This window comes from Bradyrhizobium sp. Pha-3, from assembly GCF_042258325.1.
Lineage (GTDB): Bacteria > Pseudomonadota > Alphaproteobacteria > Rhizobiales > Xanthobacteraceae > Bradyrhizobium > Bradyrhizobium elkanii.
The window spans coordinates 7,273,681-7,294,285 of sequence record NZ_CP170151.1; the positions used below are offsets into that span (position 1 = coordinate 7,273,681).

A 20,605-nucleotide genomic window follows, 5' to 3' on the forward strand; every position below is an offset into this window, starting at 1 on the left:
GACCGCACTAAATGAGCAGTAACCTCAACACGCGCTACTCGGTGTACGAGCGCGCTTCGCGTGATAAGCACGCGCGCAATAGCGAGGGGGCCGTCTCCACTCCTTCGACGGGTGAGGAAGCCGTGCTCCATTACAGGCCAAGCACAGAATTGCGCGAGGCATCGACCGCATCACGCAATCAATCGAACAAGAGCAACCCAAAGCTGCGTGTCGTCCTGGTACAGACCCAGGCCGAGAATGCCGGCGCGCAGGAGATATCGCGGCTGGTCGGCGCGGGCCTCACCGCGCGCGGTTATGACGTCGCCAACCTGTTCTTCTTCCGCAAATCGGATTCGTTCGACGAGCCGCCCAATACATTCTATTGCGCGCCGAGCCGCCCGGGAAATCCGCTGGCCCTGCTGCGGATGCTGTGGACGCTCGGCGGTCATCTCAGGACCCTCAGGCCCGATGTCGTGCTGACCTTCCAGCACTTCGGCAATGTGATCGGCGGAGGCGTGTCGCGGCTCGTCAGCCGCGCTCCTGTCATCGCCAATCAGGTGTCTTCGGCGATGTCGATGAGCATGCCGGTTCGCGCCGCCGACATCATCATGGGCTCGACCGGCTTCTTCCAGTGCATCACGCTGAATTCGCGCGACATGGAGCGTGAATACGCGCGCTATCCCGCGCCCTATCGCTCGCGCATGCAGCACGTCCCGCATGGCTTCGACGACAAGTCGCACAGCCTGCCGAAGGACGTCGCGCGGCAGCAGTTCAAGCTGCCGCCGGATCGCACCCTGCTCGGCTGCGCGGCACGGCTGCATCCGCACAAACGGCTCGATGCGGCAATTCGCCTGCTGGCCTCCGACCAGTCCTGGCACCTTGCCCTCGCCGGACAAGGCGCGGACGAGGAACGGCTGCGAGCCCTGGCGAGCGAGCTGAAAGTCTCGGACCGGCTGCACTTCATCGGCGAGATTCCACCGCGCCAGATGGCCGATTTCCTGGCGTGCCTCGACGTCTTCGTATTTCCGACGCAGGCCGAAACCTTCGGCCTCGCCGCGGTGGAAGCCGCGAGCGCCGGCATTCCCTGCGTCGTCAACGATCTTCCCGTGCTGCACGAGGTGCTGTCCTACCAGGGACAGCCTGTCGCAGTGTTCGTTGACGCCGCGAATGAGGCCGAGTTTTCGGCCGCCGTGTCGAAAGTCCTGACCGATCGTTTGTTGAGCGACCAGCTGCGGCAAAGTGCCGTGGGCCTGAAGTCGCGTTATTCGTTGGATGCCATGATAGAGGAATACGTCCGCATTCTCGGCAATGCCGTGGGAGTGGACGCGCACTAGGAAATTGGGCTGGACATGATTATCGAGTTTCGCTGCGATCGCGCGCAGGCGCGACTCTGGATGCGTCGCGAGACGCTGCGCGTCAGCGATCAGGATATTCCCGTTCAAATCGCCTGGACTAAGACGCCGGGGCCGAGGCCCGCCGGCCTCGACATGCTGTTCGAACTCGAACGCATCGTGCTGCGCAAGGGCAAGGCGGGCGATGCCGACAGGCTGAAAACGATTGCGGAACGACCGCGCATGGGCAACCCCGAGGTGGTGGTCGACTTCACCACTGCCGAGCGGGACCCGAACTGCTCCGCCAGGCTCTATCTCCGGCCACGCTTCAACGGACAGGCGGGCGAAGCCGCCGCGCTGGCCGCCATTCTCGCCGGCGACCTGCCGGTGATTGAAATCGTCAACGAACTCGACGGCATGGTGATGGACCGCGGGCATCCCTCGGCGGAAATCGCCGCTGGCCTGAGCGGCGGGCTCGAAACGGTGATGGCGCGCACGCTTTCCATGCTGCCGCCGATCCTGTCGGGGGCTCCGCGGTTGGTCCCGCAACTGGCTGCTCCGGCGGCCGGCAGCGCGCCGCGAAATCCCGCGCCCTTTGTCATGCGCGGCGTCGCGACCTCGATCGCGAAGGAAATCTACCGTCTCTGCTGCTACGCGCCGCATTGGCATGTCGGATGGCGCTACGCCGAGAACGCGGATGTCTGGCGGACCGGTGACCTGTCGGGACCCGCCTGGAACGTGCTCGGCGATCCCGGCAATCACTTCTATGCCGATCCCGTCCCGGTGAAGTGGCAGGGCAGGACCTTCGTGTTCTTCGAAGACCTCGACCACCGCACCGGCAAGGGCATCATCTCCGCGATCGAATTCGACGGCAACGGTCCCGTCGGCACCGTGCTGCCGGTGCTCGAAGAGCCCTGGCACCTGTCCTACCCGTTCCTGATCGAGAGCAACGGCGAACTGTGGATGATCCCGGAAAGCACCGCGCATCGGGATGTCCCGATCTACAAATGCGTGCGCTTTCCCGACAAGTGGGAACGGCAGGGCACGCTGCTGTCCGGGCTCGAACTCGCCGACGCGACCATCACGCAGCATGACGGCCTCTACTACATGTTCGGAGCCTGGCGCGACGGCACCGGCGGGTATTCCGACACGCTGGCGATCTATTACGCCGAGCAGTTGTTCGGCCCCTGGCGGCCGCATGCAAGCAATCCGATCCTGATGGATCGCGCGACGACCCGGCCGGCCGGCAATTTCGTGACCATCAATGGCAAGCTGTGGCGCCCGGTGCAGGACTGCAGCAACGGATACGGCGCGGCGCTCGGACTTGCGGAAGTGCTCGAACTGTCGCCGACGACCTACCGGCAGGCCGTGCGCCATCTGCTCAAGCCCGGGCCGCTGTGGACCGGACGCAAGCTGCACACGCTCAACCGCTGCGGCCAGCTCGAGGTGATCGACGGCTCGCGGGTCCAGCCGAAGGCCACCGCCTTGCTGAACAGCCTGCGGTCAAGCGACCGGCCGGCGCAGCGGGAGTGGCAAGGCACGCTGGCGAAGCCGATCGCACGTCGGCTCCACTAGCGCCTCGGTCGACCCGGCTCAGTTCGGGTCGGCACTCAGCACGCCGCCGAACTGCTCCCATGAGCTTCCGGTCCAACGTTGCAGCTGAAGCTGCGTATAGGCCATGCTGTTGTCCGGACCTGTGTTGATGGTGATGCCCGGCATCAGGGTCGGCAGCACGAGTCCCCTGATGTTGCGCGCCTGCTTGACGATGTTCTCGCGCGACAGGTCGTCGCCGCACTGCTTCAGCACCTGTTCCAGAATCTGGCCCTGCTGGGTGCCGAACAGATAATTGTTGTCGCCGATATCGGCGCCGGGAAGATATTTTTCGAAGTGGGCGCGATACCATTTCATGCCGGCGTCCTCGGCCCATTTCTTGTCGTTCGGATCCTTGGTGACGGTCGCCACGACAACGCCCACCGCCTTGTCCGCGCCCGCCGGCACGATCGTCGCGGAGACCGAGCTCGACACGTAGTTGACGATGGTCAGCGGCGACCAGCCGATCTCGTTCGCCTTCTTGATCGCCTGCGCCGCGAATTTCGGCGTGCCGGCGATCAGGAACGCCTGCGCACCCGACGCCTTCAGCGTCACCACGCGGGATTCGATGGTCGGCTCGGTGACCTCATAGGGCGACGTCACCACCTTCTTGTCGAAATCCGCCTTCAGCACCTCCTTGAATGCGGCCACGAAATCGCGGCCGAGATCGTCGTTCTGGTAGAGGATCGCGATCTTCGCATCGGGGGCCGTTCGGGTGATGTATTTTGCGTAGATCTTTCCTTCGGTGTTGTAGCTCGGCAGCCCCGTGGTGGTCAGCGGAAACTCGGTGAAGTTCGCAAACTTGGTCGCGCCACTGACGACGAACAGATGCGGCACCTTCTTCGCGGTGACGTATTTGATGGTCGCGCCGATGCCGGGCGTGCCGAGCGGGCTGAACAGGAACGCCACCTCGTCGCTCTCGATCAGCTTGCGGGTCTGCTCCACGGCCTTGGGCGGCGTGTAGGCATCGTCATAGGTGATGAGGTTGATCTTGCGGCCGTTGACGCCGCCGCGGTCGTTGACGGAATGGACGTAGGCGATGAGGCCCCTGCCGGTGTTGCTGAGCGGAGACGCCGGCCCGCTGAACGGGAACGTCGCCCCGACCTTGATTTCCGACTCCGACACCCCCGGCGTTTCGGCGCGGACTGGAGCTACGGCAAATGCCGCGAGCATCGCAACGGACACGGCAAACGTCTTCAACAGCATGAAATTCCTCCTGAGCTTTTATGAATTGACCAATTCCTGCAACCGCCGCGCGGCGCTACCAGGCTTCGCCGAACGGCCTGATCTCGACATTGAACGACCACGCGCTGCGATCCTGATGGGCGACGTGCCAGACCTCGTCGGCGATCGCTTTCGGCTTGATGAAGAAGTCGTCCGGCCGATCCGGCCAGCGCTTGCGCGTCCACTCCAGATCGATCACGGCATCGATCACGAGATAGGCGACGTGAACACCTTGCGGCCCGAGATCGCGGGCCATCGCCTCGGCGAGAATCCGCTGCGCTGCCTTGGTCGGCGCGAACCCCGCGAAGCCGGCTCTGCCGCGCAACGCCGAGGTATTGCCGGTCGCGACGATGGCGCCCGTGCCCGCACCGATCATCGCCGGCGCGAACCGCCTTGCCAGGTACAACAGTCCCATCGTGTTGACCTGGAAGTTGCGATTGAGAATCTCCGGATCGATCTCGCGGAAGGTGCCGAACGCCCCGCCGACGGCGTTATGAATCACCACGGCGGGATTGCCGAGATCGCGCTCCACCGCCGAGGCCACCGCCTCGACCTGCGCGGGATCGGACACATCGCACCGATAGGCTTTTGCGCCCGGCAGCTGCTGCTCGAGCGCGACAAGACGCGCCTCGTTCCTGGCGAGCAGCGCGACGCGGTAGCCACCCTCGGTGAATCTCCGGGCGAGCGCCGAACCGGTGCCGGGACCGACGCCGGATATCAGACAGACAGGTGCGGTCATGCGATCAACCCTCCGCGTTGCGGTGTCGTGGCCTTCATGGTCAGGCGGCCGCCTTCGACAGCAGCTTCTCGACGTAAGGCTTGAGGTCCGGCCTGATATGCTCGTGCGCGATCAGGCGGTCAAAGTGCGCAAACATCAGCGGATACTCATTCTGCACGCCCGGGTGCAGGATTTTCGCCAATCCCTGCTTGCGCAGCTGCTCGGCCCGTGCGTGTTCGTTCATGAACAATGCGAGTTCGGCGGCAAAGCAGATGTCGGCAATCGAGATGCCGTTCCCGACCAGCACCTCCCGCCGTGGCGACAGCGCCTGCTCGATCCCGGACGCATAGATCGCGAACGCATCCTTCGCCCGCGCGTGAATGGCCGCATCGACGGTGCCGCCCGACAGCGCCAGCAGATAGATTTGCGAGTCCCGCGCAATCACCAGGCTGACATCGAGAAAACTGTCGATCCTCGACGCCTCATAGGCGTCGCGCCCGTAGAGCGGGAACGCGGCCTCGCCGAGCCGCGCCACCGCGCGCATGATGCTGTTCGATTCGAAGATGCCGACCTTGCCGTCGGCGCCGAATGCCGCCGGCACATTGCCGAACGGCTGCGCCGCCATGAACGCATCGGTCTTGAAGAGCTGCGCGCCGGTCAGTCCGACCCGCCCGGTTCGCGCCAGCGACGACAGCGAGGCACGCTCATGCTCCGCCAGCGGACGGGCATCATAGTCCCACAACCAGTCGCGCAACTCCTTGCCGGAGGCGCCCCTGACCTCGACATCGACACCGCAGAACCGCGCCGCGATGGTTGCCTTCCAGACGCGCGGGTTCGGCAAATAGGAGAAGATGCGCAAGGCGGCCATGATAAACTGCTCCCGTTCCAGCAAGCCTCAGGCGGCCAGCTTCAGGATCTTGACGACGTCGGCGGGTTCGCGGATCGGCTGCGGGTTGGCCCGCGTGAAGATCGACAGCATGGCGTTCCGGCCGATCAGCTCAAACCGATCTTCGCCGACGCCGACATCGGCAAGCCGGCGCGGCAGGCCGAGCTCTGCGATGAAGCTGGCGAACGCCTCGCCGGCATCGCGTCCCGGCGCGCCGAGCGCGGCGGCGATCGATTGCTGGGCTGCCTCCGTCGCCGGGCGGTTGTAGCGGAGCACGCTCGGCATCATCACCGCGGTGCAGAAATAATGCGGCACGTCGCAGGTGCCGCCGAGCACATGGCCGATGGCGTGACTGGCGCCCATCGGCACCCGCGACTGCAATCCGAACGCCGACAGCCAGGAGCCCAGCTGGCAACTCAGCCGCGCCGCCGCGTCGTCAGGGTGGGCCTTGGTGCGCAGCAGGCCGTCGTGCAGATAGCGCAGCCCCTGCTGGCACACCGCACCGACCAGCACATTCGGCCGGCTGGAGCAGATCGCCTCGATGCCGTGATCCATCGCCCGCGTGCCGGAACCGAGCCAGAGCTTCTCGGGCGTATATTTCGTGATCGCGGGATCGAGGATGATGCTGCGCGGCATCATCATCGGATGGTTGAAGATCTGCTTCAGCTTGCGGCTGGTATCGGTGACCAGCGCGCCGGAATTGTATTCGCCGCCGGACAGCGTGCTGGGGATCGCGATCATGCGCACCTTCGGCGAGCGGAACGGCCCGAAGCGGCGGTCCGGCGTGGTCTCGAAGCCGTCGAGGCCATCAGACTCGAAGATCTCGTGCTCCATGCACATCAGCACGATCTTCGCCGCATCGACCACCGAGCCGCCGCCGATCGCGACGACGAGGTCTGCCTTGGCCTCGCTGGCTTGCCGCGCGATCTGCGTCACCACGTCCCGCGTCGTATGCTGTGGCACGCCGTCGAAGGTCGCGGCATGGCGGTCGCCGAGCGCTTGACGGATTTTCTCGATCGCGTCGGTCGTGGTGTTCAACGTCCGGCTGGCGATCAGATAGACGCGCCTGGCGCCCAGCCGCTCGGCCTCCTCGCACAGCGCCTCGGCCGCCGGCCTGCCGTAGATCACGGATTCCATGGTCGGGTATTGATGGCTGCCGACGACGTCCATGCTTTTCACTCCCTCGATGTGTCCGTGAGTTACGCCGCCGGTCAGGCCGACAGCTTGGTGAAATCCGGTTGGCGCCGTTCGGCGAACGCGGCAAAGGCCTCGCGCGCCTCGGGCGTCGTCAGCCGCTCCTTGAACAACACGCCTTCCTCGGCGATCTGCGCCGCGATCTTCTGCTGCTCGCGCATCAGCTTCTTGGTCATGCTGAGCGACCCCGCCGGCCGCCTGGTCAGCGCGACCGCCGCGTCATGCGCCCTCTTGCGCAGATCGGCCTGCGGCACCACGGCGTTGGCGAGACCCGATGCCAGCGCGCCCTGCGCGTCCATCGGTTCGCCGAGCGCGAACATCGCATAGGCGCGCGCATGCCCGATCCTTAAGGGAAGCAGCCAGCTCGACGCCGCCTCTGGCACCAGCGCGAGGTTGACGAAGGGCGTGATCAGCCGCGCGTTCTCGGCGAGATAGATCAGGTCGCAATGCAGCAACATGGTGGTGCCGACGCCGACCGCATTGCCCTGCACAGCCGCGACGATCGGCTTGCCGACCTTGCTGATGGTTTCTATGAAAGTGTGGGCCGGACTGTCGACGGCGCTTTCACCGCGCGCCTGGCTTGCGAAGTCACCCAGATCATTGCCCGCGGTGAAGCTGTCGCCGTCGCCCTGGAACAGGATCACCCGGACGGAGGCATCCGCCTCCACCTGCTTGAGCGCCGCGGACATGACATTGTACATCGCGCCGGTCAGCGCGTTCTTCTTTTCCGGCCGCTGCAAGGTCAGCGTCATGACGCCGGCGGCGATCTCAACCTTGACATGCTCAGTCATGGCACTCTCCCGTCAGGCGACGGCGCGGGCCGGCGTGGTTTCAAATTTGCCGTCGAGGAAGCCGGTCAACCGCTGCCGGATGATCGCTTCGGCCTCAGCCATGATGCGGTCAATCAGCTCCTTGACGGTCGGGATGTCATTGATCAGGCCGACCACCATGCCGCAGCTCCAGGCGCCGGCATCCATCTCGCCGTCGATCATCACCTTCGGATAGACGCCGGCGACCTGCTCGTGGATATCCTCGATCTTCAGCCTGGCGCCCTTCTCGCGCTCGATCTCGAGCAGCTCATTGACGCCCTTGTTCTTCAGCACCCGCTCGGTGTTGCGCAGCGCGCGCATGACGAGGCGCGTATCGAGCTCGTCGGCGTCGAGCAGCGCCTGCTTCACATTGGGATGAACCGGTGCTTCCTTGGTCGCGATGAAGCGCGTGCCCATGTTCATCCCGGCAGCGCCCATCGACAGCGCGGCGACAAGGCTGCGCGCGTCCGCCATGCCGCCCGAGGCGACGAACGGGATCTTCAATTCGTCCGCCGCACGCGGCAGCAGGATCATGTTCGGGATGTCGTCCTCGCCGGGATGGCCGCCGCACTCGAAACCGTCGACGCTGACGGCGTCGCAGCCGATCTTCTCGGCCTTCAGCGAATGCCGCACCGAGGTGCATTTGTGGATCACCTTGATGCCGGCCGCCTTCAGCGCCGGCATGTACTGCTCCGGGCTGCGGCCGGCGGTCTCCACCGCCTTGACGCCGGCCTCGCGGATCGCCGCGATGTACTCGGGATAGGGTGGCGCGGTGAAGCTCGGCAGGAAGGTGAGGTTCACGCCGATCGGCTTGTCCGTCATGTCGCGGCAGCGCGCGATCTCCTTCGCCAGCAGCTCCGGCGTCCGCTGGGTCAGGCCAGTGATGATCCCGAGGCCCCCGGCGTTGGACACCGCCGCCGCCATCTCGGCGAAGCCGACATAGTGCATGCCGCCCTGGATGATCGGATGCTGGATACCGAACAGTTCAGTGATTGCTGTCTTCACAAGTCTCTCCCGCGTTTCCGCTCAGTGGACGATTTCAAACAGGCCCGCCGCGCCCATGCCGCCGCCGATGCACATGGTCACCACGCCGTATTTCGCCTTGCGCCGCCGGCCCTCGATCAGGATATGCCCGGTGAGCCGCGCGCCGGTCATGCCGTAGGGATGGCCGATCGCGATCGAGCCGCCATTGACGTTCAGCTTGTCCGGATCGATGCCGAGCTTGTCGCGGCAATAGATCACCTGCACCGCATAGGCCTCGTTGAGCTCCCAGAGATCGATGTCGTCGATCTTCAAATTGTGCCGCTTGAGGAGCCGCGGAATCGCGGCAACCGGGCCGACGCCCATCTCGTCCGGCTCGACGCCGGCGGCGACGAAGCCGCGGAAGATGCCGAGCGGTTTCAGGCCCTTCTGCGCGGCAACCTTGTCGCTCATGATCACGCAGGCCGATGCGCCATCCGAGAGCTGGCTGGCGTTGCCGGCGCTGATGGTCTTGCCCTCGAACACCGGCTTGATCTTGGCGAGCCCGTCCGCCGTGGTATCGGGCCGCGGACCTTCATCCTTGGCCAGCGTCACCTGTTGAAAGCTGACTTCCCTGGTGTCCTTGTTGACCACGGCCATTTTGGTCGTGATCGGCACGATCTCGTCGTTGAACCGGCCCCCCTGCAGCGCGGCGCCGACGCGGCGCTGGCATTCAAGGCTGTATTCGTCCTGCTTGTCGCGGCCGATCCCGTAACGCTCGGCGACAACTTCGGCGGTCTCCAGCATCGACATGTACATCTCGGGCTTCATCGCCATCAGCTCGTCGTCGACGGCATGGAACCTGTTCATGTGCTCGTTCTGCACCAGGCTGATCGACTCGATGCCGCCGCCGATCGCGATCTCGACGCCGTCGAGCATCACCGAGCGGGCGGCGACCGCGATCGCCTGCATCCCGGAGGCGCATTGCCGGTCGATGGTGGTGCCGGCGACCGTCACCGGCAGCCCGGCGCGGATGGCGCCCTTGCGCGCGACGTTCATCACCATGGTGCCCTGCTGCATGGCGCAGCCCATCACCACGTCCTCGACCTCGCCGGGCGCGATGCCGGCACGTTTCACCGCCTCAGCCATCACATGACCGGCGAGGGTCGGGCCGTCGGTGTTGTTCAGCGCGCCGCGATAGGCCTTACCGACGCCGGTGCGCGCGGTGGAAACGATGACTGCATCCTGTGACATGCTTGCCTCTCTGAATCAGGCGGCCGCGTCGAGCTGCGCATAGCGCAGCACGTGGTAGGCGGGATCGCCGAACTGGATGTTGATGGAGGAAATCCGCTTGAAGTAGTGGCCGACATTGAGCTCGTCGGTCATGCCCATGCCGCCGTGCAGCTGCACCGCCTGGTCGGCCACGAACTTGCCGGCATAGCCGATCTTGGACTTGGCGCCCGAGGCCAGCCGGGAGATCCCGGCCTCATCGTCGCTGAGACTGAGGCTGAGATGCTGCATCAGCGACAACGCCTCCTGATGCGCGATGAACATGTCGACCATCCGGTGCTGCAGCCCCTGGAAGCTGCCGATCGTGACGCCGAACTGCTTTCGCGTCTTGGAATAGTCCAGGGTCGCCGCGTTCAGTTCGCCGATCGCGCCGACCGCCTCGGCGCAGAGCGCGCCGATGGCGCGGTTGCGACAGGCTTCCAGCGCGGCGACGCCCTCGCCCTCGTTGCCGAGCAATTCCGCGCGCACGCCGCGCAGGCTGATCTCGGCCGCCCTGCGGCCATCGATCGTCTTGAAGCTTTGCAGGTCGAGATTGGCCGCCCGGCGATCGACCACGAACAGGCTGACGCCGCCACGATCATGGCGATGGCCCGAGGTGCGCGCGGAGACGATGAGGTAATCCGCCCACGGCGCCGCCAGCACCGCCGTCTTCTCACCGGTGAGCACATAGTCATTGCCGTCGCGGCGCGCCGTGGTGGTGACGGTGGCGAGATCGAACCGCGAGCCCTTCTCGGTCCAGGCCAGCGCCCAAAGTTTCGTGCCCGCGATGATGTCGGCGATGAACGCTTGCTGCTGCGCGTCGGAACCTGCCTGTTCGATCAAGCCACCCGCAACGACGACCGTCTCGACGAAGGGCTCCACGACAAGATGCCGGCCGAACTCCTGCATGATGATCATGGTCGACAGCGGCCCGCCGCCGAGCCCTCCGACCGCTTCGGAGAACGGCGCGGCGAGCAGGCCGAGCTCGGCGAATTCAGCCCATTGCTTGCGGCCAAAACCCTCCTCGCTCGCGACGATCTTGCGGCGGGCGTCGAAATCATACTGGTCGCGCAGCAGCCGCTGGACGCTGGACCGCAACAATTCCTGTTCTTCCGTGAACTGGATATCCATCCGATCCTCGTTGCTTGTGGCTAGAGTCCAAGCACCGCCTTGGCGATGATGTTGCGCTGGATCTCGTTCGACCCGCCGTAGATCGAGAGCTTGCGCGAGTTCAGATATTTCTCCGACGCGGTGTGGCCGTAGTCGGGGCCCGGCATGAAGTGATTGGCGCTGACCGGATGCTCGCGGATCGCAAGCCCGTAATTGCCGATCGCCCGATGCGTCAGCTCGGTGATATCCTGGAAGATTTCGGTGCCGCGGATCTTGAACAGCGAGGCCGCCGGTCCCGGGTCGATGCCGCGCGCCATCTGGGCGACGACGCGAAGCTCGGTCGCCTCCAGTGCCAGCACGTCGAGCTCGACGCGGGCGATATCCCTGATGAACTCCAGATACGCCGGATCGTCTTCCGGGATCTCGGCCTTCACGATCCTCTTCAACCGCTCGATATAGCGTGTCGAGCGGCCGATGCCGGCCATGCTGGTGCGCTCGTTGCCGAGCAGGAATTTGGCGTAGGTCCAGCCCTTGTTCTCCTCGCCGATCAGGTTCTCGGCGGGGACGCGGACGTTCTCCAGGAAGACGTCGTTGACCTCGTGCGAGCCGTCAATGGTGATGATCGGGCGCACCGTGACGCCCGGCGACTTCATGTCGATCAGGAGGAAGGAAATACCGGACTGCGGCTTGGCCGTGGGATCGGTACGAACCAGGCAGAAGATCCAGTCGGCGTGCTGCGCCAGCGTGGTCCAGGTCTTGTGGCCGTTGACGATGTAGTGGTCGCCGTCACGCACCGCCTTGGTGCGCACGGTGGCGAGGTCGGAGCCGGAGCCCGGCTCCGAATAGCCCTGGCACCACCAGTCCTCGCCGGACAGGATGCGCGGCAGGAATTTCCTTTTCTGCGCGTCGTTGCCGAAGGTGTAGATGACCGGGCCGACCATGGTGACGCTGAATGCCAGCGGCGGCATCGTGCCGGCGCGCGTCGTCTCCTGCTCGAAGATGAAGCGGCGGGTGATCGACCAGCCGGGCCCGCCATATTCCCTGGGCCAGAGCGGCGCGATCCAGCCCTTCTCGTGCAGGATGCGATGCCACAGCAGCATCTGCTCCTTGGAGAGATCGGTCTCCGGATTGGCGACGCGCATCTCCGCCGGATAATTGTCCTTGATGAAGGCACGAACCTCGTCGCGGAACGCCGCATCTTCAGGGGATAGCGCGAGCTCCATCTGCAGTGCTCCCTACCACTTCTCGCCGAAGGGCCGGATTTCCAGTTCGAAGGTCCAGGCGCTCTTCGGCTGCTGATAGAGCTGCCAATAGGCGCCCGCGACCGATGCCGGCGGCATCAAGAGATCGGGATTGTCGAGCGCGTTCGGGCCGAGCGCCTCGATGCGGCGCTGCCGCACCCATTCGGTGTCGACGCCGGAATCGATGATCAGATGCGCGACATGGATGTTCTTCGGCCCCAGCTCGCGGGCCATCGCCTGCGCCACGGCACGCAGGCCGAACTTGGCGCTGGCAAACGCGGCATAGCCGCTGCCGCCGCGGAGCGACGCGGTCGCGCCGGTGAAGAAGATGTTGCCCTCGCCGCGCGGCATCATCAGCCGCGCCGCCTCGCGTCCGGCGAGGAAGCCGGAATAGCAGGCCATCTCCCAGACCTTGCGGAACACCCGCTCGGTGGTCTCAAGGATCGGGAAATTGACGTTGGCGCCGATGTTGAAGATGCAGACCTCCAGCGGCGCATGCTTGTCGGCGTCGTTGAGGAAGGCCGTGATCTCCTCCTCCTTGCGCGCATCGAGCGAACGCGCATGGATCTCGCCGCCGGCAGCCTCGATCTCCTTGACCAGCGGCGCCAGCTTGTCGCCATTGCGACGGCCGGCGAAGATCGTAAAGCCTTCGGAGGCGAACTTCTTGGCGATCTCGCCGCCGATGAAATCGCCGGCACCAATGACGGCCACCGTCCTGTTTCGCTTCTGCATGGTGTACTCCGGTCTTGTTTGAGTGAACTGGCTCGCGGCGGCGGCTCAGCCTCAGCTGCGCAGCGACTCCGCCAGCTTGTGCTTCAGCAGCTTGCCCGTCGATGTCGCGGGCAGCGCGTCCATCAGGATAATCTCCGACGGACGCTTGTACGAGGTGAGTTGCGGGGCAATATGCGCCATCAGGTCCTGTACGGTGGCGGTCGAGCCCTTGATCAGCTGCACAAAGGCGACCACCTCCTCATTGCCCTCGACCGGCCGGCCGACCACGGCGCACTGCACCACGGCGTCGTGCGTGCTCAGCACCGCCTCGATCTCGGCCGGATAGACGTTGAACCCGGAGCGAATGATCATCTCCTTGGTTCGCCCGACGATGTAGAGCGCATCATTCTCGAAGCGGGCCAGATCCCCGGTGTTGAACCAGCCGTCGGGATCGATCGCCTTGGCGGTCAGGTCGGGCGCGCGGTAATAGCCGCGCATCACGTTGGGGCCGCGAACATGCAGCTCGCCGACTTCGCCTGCCGCAACCGGCTTGAGGTCGCGGCCGACCAGCCTGGCCTCGAGGCCGGGCATGACGGTGCCGACCGCATGGTCGGCCCGCGGATTGTCGGGCCGGACGCCGGAGATACCCGGCGAGCATTCGGTGATGCCATAGCCGTTGAGCAGCGGCAGCCCGAGTTCCTGCTCGACCCGTGATTTGAGATCGAGGTCGAGCGGCGCGCCGGCCACCGAGATCACGCGCAACCGGCCGCGATCGAGCTTCGGCAGGCCGGCATTGCGCCGGTATTCGAGCAGACGCTGATAGGTCGCGGGCACGCCGTTCAGGATCGTGATGCCCTCTTCAGTCATCGCCTTGACCAGCGCGGCCGGATCGTATTTCGCCACCAGACGCACGGTGGCGCCGATCATCAGGGTCATGGTCAGCAACGAGATGCCGACGATATGCGAGATCGGCAGCACGCAATATTGCACGTCATCGGCCGCCATCTTTCGGAAGCTTGCCGTCGCCCGGGCGCTGAACAACAGATTGCGATGGGTCAGCATCACGCCCTTCGGCGTGCCCGTGGTGCCGGAGGTGTAGATGAGAACCGCGACCTGGTTTGCGCCGTCGGCCTCGACCGGCTCCGCCACGGTTGCCAGATTCAGGCCGGTGACGGCGATGCCGCGGAGCGGGCCGACATCCTGCACGGCAGCCTCGTAGCGCGCGGCATGCGTGGCCGCCTCCTGCGAGACCTCGGCGGTCAACAGCACGCGGCGGGCGCCGCTGTGATCCCTAATCTGGTCGAGCTCACGCGGCGACAGCCGCGGATTGACCACGATGGACCAGACATCGAGCCGGCTCGCCGCCAGCAGCAGGCAGGCGAGCGGAATCGAGTTCTCGCTCACGATCATCATGCGGTCGCCGGCGCGGATGCCGAGCGCTCGCAGCGCCTCGGCGACGCGACCGACCGTTCGGTCGAGCTCGCGGTAGGTCAGCCGCATCTTGTCGTCGATCAGCGCCGGATGATCCGGCGTCGCCCCGACGTGGTGATCGATCACCTCGTGGATGCGGTTCGGCAAGCCTTCCACACTTCCTTCAAACTGGGTCGACGCCTGCACTGAAACCTCCCTGTGACAGCCCTTTGGGCCTGATTTGTTGTCTTGAGGAATTTTCCCGCTCAGGCGGTCTTGCGCCGCCCCGCGGCCAGCTGCGCGACAATCTCGTCCTCGACCTCGCGCAGCTTGTCCTTGCCGAAGAAGATCTCGTCGCCGACAAAGAAGGTCGGCGAGCCGAACGAGCCGCGCGCCACCGCGTTGCTGGTGTTGTCGATCAGCTTCTTCTTCACCTCGTCCTGCTGGGCGCGGGCAATGATGCGGTCGATATCGAGGCCGGAGGACAGGAACGCTTCGCGGAACACCTGCGGATCGTCCATCTTCTTGGGCTCGGACCACATGTGGTGATAGGCGGCGCGAAAGTACGGCTCGAACAGCCCTTCGAAATCGGCAGCGACGACGCCGCGCATCAGCATCAGCGTGTTGACCGGGAAGAACGGGTTCGTCTTGAACGTCGTGATGTTGTGGCGGCGCAGGAAGCGCTCGGTCTCGAGCGCGTTATACTCGGGCTTGTTCTTGATGCCGCGCAGCGACTCGCCGGGCGACATGTTGCCGGTCGCCTTGTAGACGCCGCCGAGCAGCACCGGGATGTAGTCGAATTTCACGCCGGTGCGCTTCTCGATGTCGGGCAGCGCCAGTTCCGCCAGATAGGCGTTCGGACTTCCAAAATCGAAATGGAATTCGACCTTGAGCGGAGCAGCCATGGAACGCCCTTCCCTTCGATTGCCAGCGGCCGTCAGCCGCCGCGTTGATCGAGCGTGGACCTTAAGTTCTATTTTAGAACTGTCAATATGATATTTGTCATCCAATGACCAGGCTACGGCTCCAAGCTAGGCATCCTATTGAAATGACGTTAGTTCTGTTTTAGAATTTTACTGAGCGATATCGTCGCCGGCCGCAGGAGATGCTGATGAAATGGGATGCCCTCGAGGAGGAGCCGTGCTCGGTGGCCCGCACGGTGGCTGTCATCGGCGACCGCTGGAGCCTGTTGGTCCTGCGCGAATGTTTCCTGCGCATCCGCAGGTTCGATGACTTCCAGGCGTCGCTCGGGATCACGCGGCATCTGCTCGCCGACCGGCTGAAGAAGCTGGTGCGGTTCGGCGTGCTGCGCAAGATTCCGTATCAGGAGGCGCCGAAGCGTTACGAATACATCCTGACGCAGAAGGGGCTCGACCTCTATCCGATCATCATGTCGATCGTGCACTGGGGCAACGTCCACATGGTCGATTCGCGCGGCCGGCCGATGCTGCACGAACACAAGACCTGCAAGAAGATGTTCGATCCCGTCATGGTCTGCTCGGAATGCGGCGAGCCGCTGAGCGCGAAGGCGGTCCACGTGCATCCGGGCCCCGGTGCGCGGAAATCGTCACCGGTGCACGCCAAGGCGCAGGAGCGAGCCAGGCGCGCCGCTGATTAGACCTGGATACTGTTTGCGAAGCCGGCTCGCCTTGCGCTGGCGGCTGCTCAGTGTGACGGCGCAGCCATCAGCGCAACATTGCCGCCAAGCAGGCAGCCGACGGGACGGCCGCCGGCGAAGCCGATGCGGACCCGAATCTCGGACAGCCACCCCATCGCCCTGCCCTGCAGGATTCGAATCTCGTCGTCATCAGGAGCGACCAAGCCATAGTCGAGCAGGCCGAACGCCAGCGCCGCGGCCGCAATGCCGGTTGCGGCATCCTCCCGATAGCCGGAGGAGCGCGGGAATTGCCGCGCCTCGAACAGGCGAGCCTTTCGGTCGATCATGGCGAATGGATAGAGCCTGGTCGATCCGATCCGGCCACAGACCGCTTCGACGTCCCCTGTCGCGGGATCGAGCGCATTCAGCGCTTCGGGGGAGCGCATCGGGATCAAGGTCTTGATGCGCGATGTGACGGCATTGCACGGTGTTGCCGCATCGATCGCTTCCGGCCCGACCGCGAGCGCCCGCAGCACGTCATCGCATTGGCTTGCCGTGAGCGGAACGGTCTTGCCGGCCGGCTGGGTGATCTCGACACTGGGCTCGCCGTGACGATCACGGCCGATGAAGCCGGTGACCGGACCGCTGCGCGTCGAGATCCGCATGGTGTCGCCCGACAGCCTTCCCTGGCGCGCAAGCAGCCAGAGCGCACCGATGGTCGCGTGGCCGCACATTTCCATTTCGTGGTTCGGAACGAAGAAGCGGAACGTGGCGTCGAAATCGTCGCTCTGTGCCGGCAGCACGAAGCCGGACTCGTGGCCGTGGCGGCGCGCAACATCCTGCATCTCGACGGCGCTCATGCCGCTTGCATCGACCACGATCGGACAGGGATTGCCGCCCTGCCCATCCACCGTGAAGACGCTGACCAGTTCCGCTGTCGCCATGATGTCGCTCGCCTGTCTCGCCGTCTGCTACTTGACCAGCGTCGCGCCGGTCTCCGGATGCTGCAACCAGCTGAGCAGCGCCTCGTGGAAGCGCGCCGGGGCCTGGATCTGCGGCGAATGGCCGAGGTCGGGGAATTCGATCAGCTGCGCATGCGGAATCCGCTTCGCGGCCTCCTTGCCCAGCACCGGATAATTGCCGAGCGTCTTGCGAATCTCCGGCGGCGCGGTGTCCTTGCCGATCGCGGTGGTGTCCTTGTCGCCGACAAAGAGCAGCGTCGGCGGCTTGATCTGTTCGAATTCGTAGAACACCGGCTGGGTCGCGATCATGTCGTAGAGCCGCGCCGAGCTCGACGCCACCGCGGCGCGGCCCGGACCGCGATACATGCCTGCCAGCATCTGCACCCACGTCTCGTAGGACGCATCCCAGGTATCGGCGTAATAGGTGGCGCGCTCATAGGCGCGGATGCTGTCCGCGGTGACGCGCGTCTCGCGCTGCATCCAGCCGTCGAGGCTGAGCCACGGCACACCCTTGGCCTTCCAGTCTTCGAGGCCAATCGGATCGACCAGCACCAGGTGGTCGGTGGCCTCCGGATACATCAGGGCATAGCGCATCGCGAGCATGCCGCCGGTCGAATGGCCGACCATGATCGAATGCGCGATGCCGAGCGAGGCGAGCAGCGCGCGGCTGTTGCCGGCGAGCTGCTGGAAGGTGAACTGATAGCGCTCCGGCTTGCTGGATTTGCAGAAGCCGATCTGGTCGATCGCGATCACGCGATAGCCGGCGCCGCTGAGCGCCTTGATGGTGCCGTCCCAGGTCGCGGCACAGAAGTTCTTGCCGTGCAGCAGCACCGCGGTTTGGCCGTTCGGCGTCGCCGGCTTGACGTCGAGATAGGCCATGTCGAGCTCCTGCCCCTGCGAGCTGAAGCGATAATGCTCGACCGGATAGGGATAGTCGAAGCCCTGCAGTTCCGGTCCATAGGCCGGCTCGGCGGCCGATTGCGCCAACGCGCTGGACGAACCGAGCGCGACGGTCGCAGCGACGGCAAGGTGAAACAGGGTTTTCAGGTGCATCTCAGTAAATCCGGATCTCAGGGACGACTTCGTGATGCCGTAGCCGAACGGTTCGGCGCCATCCAGCGGCCGACCGATGATTTGTTCGTGATCGGCCGCGAGCGTCCCAGCTACGCCGGATCGAACGCCCGGATCGGCGGCAGATTGCCGTTGAACCGCTCGACCTCGACGCTGGTGAGCTGGCCGGTGCAGCCCTGCGCGAAGGATGACGTGCCGATGTCGCGCGTCAGCACGTTCGGATTGCCGTGCACGCAGAGCGGCGCCTCCTCCTCAGGGTCCATCGGGTCGTACCATGCGCCGGTCGGCAGCTGGACCACGCCGGGCGCGATGCCGTCGGTGACATGCACCGCGGCAAGGCAGGCACCGCGCGCATTGAAGATGCGGATGATGTCGCCGTCGGCGATGCCGCGCGCGGTCGCGTCGCGCGGATTCATGCGCGCGACCTCGCGGCCGCGATGCTTGGCGTCAAGCGAGTGACCGCCGAAGTCGAGCTGGCTGTGCAGGCGCGTCACCGGTTGGTTGGCGACGAGGAAGCACGGCGCACCTGATGTCGGCGCGTCGGTCTTCTCGAGCCAGACCGGATGGCCCGGACAATCCGCATCGCCATGACCTGCGATCTTCTGCGAGAAGATCTCGATGCGGCCGCTCGGCGTCGGCAGCGGCCGCGCGACCGGGTCCTCGCGAAAACGACGCAGCGAGCCGCCGTCGTCGAGATGCTGCGGCACCACCAGGCTGCCGCGTTCCCAAAACTCCTCGAAGCTTGGCGCCTCGAGCCCGCGCGCGGCGAGCGCCTTACGCGTTGGCTCATAGAGGTGCTCCAGCCATTGCCGCGACGTGCGTCCCTCGGTGAAGGGCTCGCGGGCCCCTAACCGCTCGGCGAGGTCGGCGAAGATCTCGTAGTCGTCGCAGGCGAGGCCGAACGGCTCGGCGATCCGGTGCATGGCGACCATCAAGGGATCGTTGCTGGAATAGCCGATGTCCTCGCGCTCCAGCGTCATGGTCGAGGGCAGCACGATGTCGGCGTGGCGGGCGGTGGCGGTCCAGGCGAGCTCATGCACCACCAGCGTGTCGAGCCGCGCAAACGCCTTGCGTAGGCGGTTGAGGTCCTGGTGGTGATGGAACGGATTGCCGCCGGCCCAGTAGACGAGGCGGATGTCGGGATAGGTGCGCGTCTCGCCGTTATAGCGATAGGTGGTGCCGGGATTGAGCAGCATGTCGGCGATGCGCGCCACCGGAATGAAGTCGGCGACGCCGTTGCGGCCCTGCCCGAGCGTCGGTCCGGGCACCGCGTTGACGCGGCGGCCGTAATAGCCGATCGCGCCGAGCGAATAGGCGTAGCCGCCGCCGGGCAGCCCGATCTGGCCGAGCGCCGCCGCCAGCACCATGCCCATCCACACCGGCTGCTCGCCATGCTCGGCGCGCTGCAGCGAATGCGACACGGTGATCAGCGCACGACGCCCGGCGAGCCGGCGCGCGAGCGCCCTGATCGTGTCGGCATCGATGCCGCAGATCGCCGCGGCCCATTCGGCGCTCTTGGGCTGACCGTCGCTCTCACCGGTGAGATAGCGCAGGAACACCGGCCAGCCCTCGGTGTAGCGATCGAGGAAGGCCTGATCGTGCAGGCCTTCGCTGACCAAAGTGTGGACGATGCCGAGCATCAGCGCGGTGTCGGTGCCGGGTGTGGCCGTCAGCCATTCGGCGCCGGCCTCGACCGGGAGATCGTCACGCAGTGGGCTGACGAGGATGAATTGGCAGCCACGCCGGTGCGCGGCTTCCATCGCGCCGCGCTCGACATGCTTGCTGATCGAGCCGCCGGCCACCATCGAATTCTTCAGCGCCATGCCGCCGAACGCCAGCACGATGCCGGTTTCGGCCGCGATCTGCTCCCAGGTGACGTTGCGCTTGGTGATGTCCTCGTAGCCGGTCAGGATCTGCGGCAGCAGCACCGAGGACGCGCCCGAGGAATAGGTGTTCACCGAGCGGACGTAGCCACCCATGGCGATGTTGAGGAAGCGGTGCACCTGGCTCTGCGCGTGATGGAAGCGGCCCGCGCTGGACCAGCCGTAGGAGCCGCCGAACACCGCGCCCGGGCCGATCGTGTCGCGGATCCGCGTCAGTTCACCGCCGAGCAGATCGAGCGCCTGCTCCCAGCTGACCGAAACGAAGTCGTCGCGGCCGCGGCGATCGTCCGGACCGGGCCCGCGCTCGAGCCAGCCGCGGCGGATCGCGGGCTGCGCGATGCGCGCCTGGTGGCGCAGCGCGCCGGGGAAATTGTTGATGATGCCGTTCGGATCGGGATCAGCGGCATAGGGCCTGACTTCGAGACCGGCCTTGCCGAGACGCGCCGAGAACACGCCCCAATGCGAGGTGTGCGGCTTGAACCCGTCGGACAGATCGAGGCCGGGATCGGGGTGGCCAATGGTCTCGCTCATCGATGCTCCTTCATCCCAGGCCGGCGTCGCGGCGGGCCTGTCGCAACATTCCCCGCCAGTATAATGATCCAATCGGCGCACGGTACCCGCTAACACGGACCGCACCGTGCCTTGCCGGCATGACTGCGC

General features: G+C 65.4%; 18 protein-coding genes. 3 read left to right on the forward strand and 15 right to left on the reverse strand.

Annotated elements, in window-relative coordinates:
• The first annotated feature begins 122 nt into the window (after positions 1–122).
• Both ACE10X_RS34710 and ACE10X_RS34715 read left to right on the forward strand, forming a co-directional pair.
• A complete protein-coding gene (locus ACE10X_RS34710; protein WP_038387744.1) occupies positions 123–1,313 on the forward strand; it encodes a glycosyltransferase family 4 protein in 1,191 nt (396 codons plus the stop codon).
• Between the two features lie 15 nt (positions 1,314–1,328).
• Complete coding sequence (locus tag ACE10X_RS34715; protein ID WP_038387736.1) at positions 1,329–2,885, forward strand: hypothetical protein; 1,557 nt, start codon at positions 1,329–1,331, stop codon at positions 2,883–2,885.
• Between the two features lie 18 nt (positions 2,886–2,903).
• On the opposite strand, the gene ACE10X_RS34720 is transcribed toward ACE10X_RS34715, so the two are convergent.
• Genes ACE10X_RS34720 through ACE10X_RS34775 form a run of 12 tightly spaced genes read right to left on the reverse strand, consistent with a single transcriptional unit; the run spans position 2,904 to position 15,337 of the window.
• On the reverse strand, positions 2,904–4,106 hold the full coding sequence (locus ACE10X_RS34720) for an ABC transporter substrate-binding protein (RefSeq protein ID WP_038387735.1): 1,203 nt from the start codon (positions 4,104–4,106) through the stop codon (positions 2,904–2,906).
• Between the two features lie 55 nt (positions 4,107–4,161).
• A complete protein-coding gene (locus ACE10X_RS34725) occupies positions 4,162–4,863 on the reverse strand; it encodes an SDR family NAD(P)-dependent oxidoreductase (RefSeq protein ID WP_038387734.1) in 702 nt (233 codons plus the stop codon).
• A gap of 40 nt (positions 4,864–4,903) precedes the next feature.
• Positions 4,904–5,710 (reverse strand): glutathione S-transferase, encoded by an 807-nt coding sequence (locus ACE10X_RS34730; RefSeq protein ID WP_038387743.1) that lies wholly within the window; start codon positions 5,708–5,710, stop codon positions 4,904–4,906.
• A gap of 27 nt (positions 5,711–5,737) precedes the next feature.
• A complete protein-coding gene (locus ACE10X_RS34735; protein ID WP_375763438.1) occupies positions 5,738–6,898 on the reverse strand; it encodes an iron-containing alcohol dehydrogenase in 1,161 nt (386 codons plus the stop codon).
• Positions 6,899–6,939: 41 nt separating this feature from the next.
• Positions 6,940–7,713: an enoyl-CoA hydratase-related protein gene (locus ACE10X_RS34740; protein ID WP_038387732.1), complete on the reverse strand. Its 774-nt coding sequence runs from the start codon at positions 7,711–7,713 to the stop codon at positions 6,940–6,942.
• A 12-nt stretch (positions 7,714–7,725) separates the two neighbouring features.
• Positions 7,726–8,736, reverse strand: a complete 1,011-nt coding sequence (locus ACE10X_RS34745; RefSeq protein ID WP_038387731.1) for a nitronate monooxygenase family protein — start codon at positions 8,734–8,736, stop codon at positions 7,726–7,728.
• Positions 8,737–8,757: 21 nt separating this feature from the next.
• A complete protein-coding gene (locus ACE10X_RS34750; protein WP_375763439.1) occupies positions 8,758–9,945 on the reverse strand; it encodes an acetyl-CoA C-acyltransferase in 1,188 nt (395 codons plus the stop codon).
• 15 nt (positions 9,946–9,960) lie between these two features.
• A complete protein-coding gene (locus ACE10X_RS34755) occupies positions 9,961–11,091 on the reverse strand; it encodes an acyl-CoA dehydrogenase family protein (RefSeq protein WP_038387729.1) in 1,131 nt (376 codons plus the stop codon).
• Between the two features lie 20 nt (positions 11,092–11,111).
• On the reverse strand, positions 11,112–12,293 hold the full coding sequence (locus tag ACE10X_RS34760; RefSeq protein WP_304556811.1) for an acyl-CoA dehydrogenase family protein: 1,182 nt from the start codon (positions 12,291–12,293) through the stop codon (positions 11,112–11,114).
• Between the two features lie 12 nt (positions 12,294–12,305).
• Entirely contained in the window at positions 12,306–13,043 is a 738-nt protein-coding gene (locus ACE10X_RS34765; RefSeq protein ID WP_016845326.1) for an SDR family oxidoreductase, read from the reverse strand.
• A 51-nt stretch (positions 13,044–13,094) separates the two neighbouring features.
• On the reverse strand, positions 13,095–14,639 hold the full coding sequence (locus ACE10X_RS34770) for a class I adenylate-forming enzyme family protein (RefSeq protein ID WP_244435984.1): 1,545 nt from the start codon (positions 14,637–14,639) through the stop codon (positions 13,095–13,097).
• Between the two features lie 59 nt (positions 14,640–14,698).
• Positions 14,699–15,337: a 2-hydroxychromene-2-carboxylate isomerase gene (locus ACE10X_RS34775; protein ID WP_038387724.1), complete on the reverse strand. Its 639-nt coding sequence runs from the start codon at positions 15,335–15,337 to the stop codon at positions 14,699–14,701.
• 206 nt (positions 15,338–15,543) lie between these two features.
• On the opposite strand from ACE10X_RS34775, the gene ACE10X_RS34780 reads away from it, so the two are divergent.
• A complete protein-coding gene (locus tag ACE10X_RS34780; protein WP_026193238.1) occupies positions 15,544–16,050 on the forward strand; it encodes a helix-turn-helix domain-containing protein in 507 nt (168 codons plus the stop codon).
• A 47-nt stretch (positions 16,051–16,097) separates the two neighbouring features.
• On the opposite strand, the gene ACE10X_RS34785 is transcribed toward ACE10X_RS34780, so the two are convergent.
• From ACE10X_RS34785 to ACE10X_RS34795, 3 genes are all read right to left on the reverse strand, one after another.
• Complete coding sequence (locus ACE10X_RS34785; protein WP_038387723.1) at positions 16,098–16,973, reverse strand: PhzF family phenazine biosynthesis protein; 876 nt, start codon at positions 16,971–16,973, stop codon at positions 16,098–16,100.
• Positions 16,974–17,000: 27 nt separating this feature from the next.
• Positions 17,001–18,044, reverse strand: coding sequence for an alpha/beta fold hydrolase (locus ACE10X_RS34790; protein ID WP_038387722.1), 1,044 nt, complete (start codon positions 18,042–18,044; stop codon positions 17,001–17,003).
• Between the two features lie 110 nt (positions 18,045–18,154).
• Positions 18,155–20,476 (reverse strand): molybdopterin guanine dinucleotide-containing S/N-oxide reductase, encoded by a 2,322-nt coding sequence (locus ACE10X_RS34795; RefSeq protein WP_038387721.1) that lies wholly within the window; start codon positions 20,474–20,476, stop codon positions 18,155–18,157.
• Positions 20,477–20,605 lie beyond the last annotated feature (129 nt).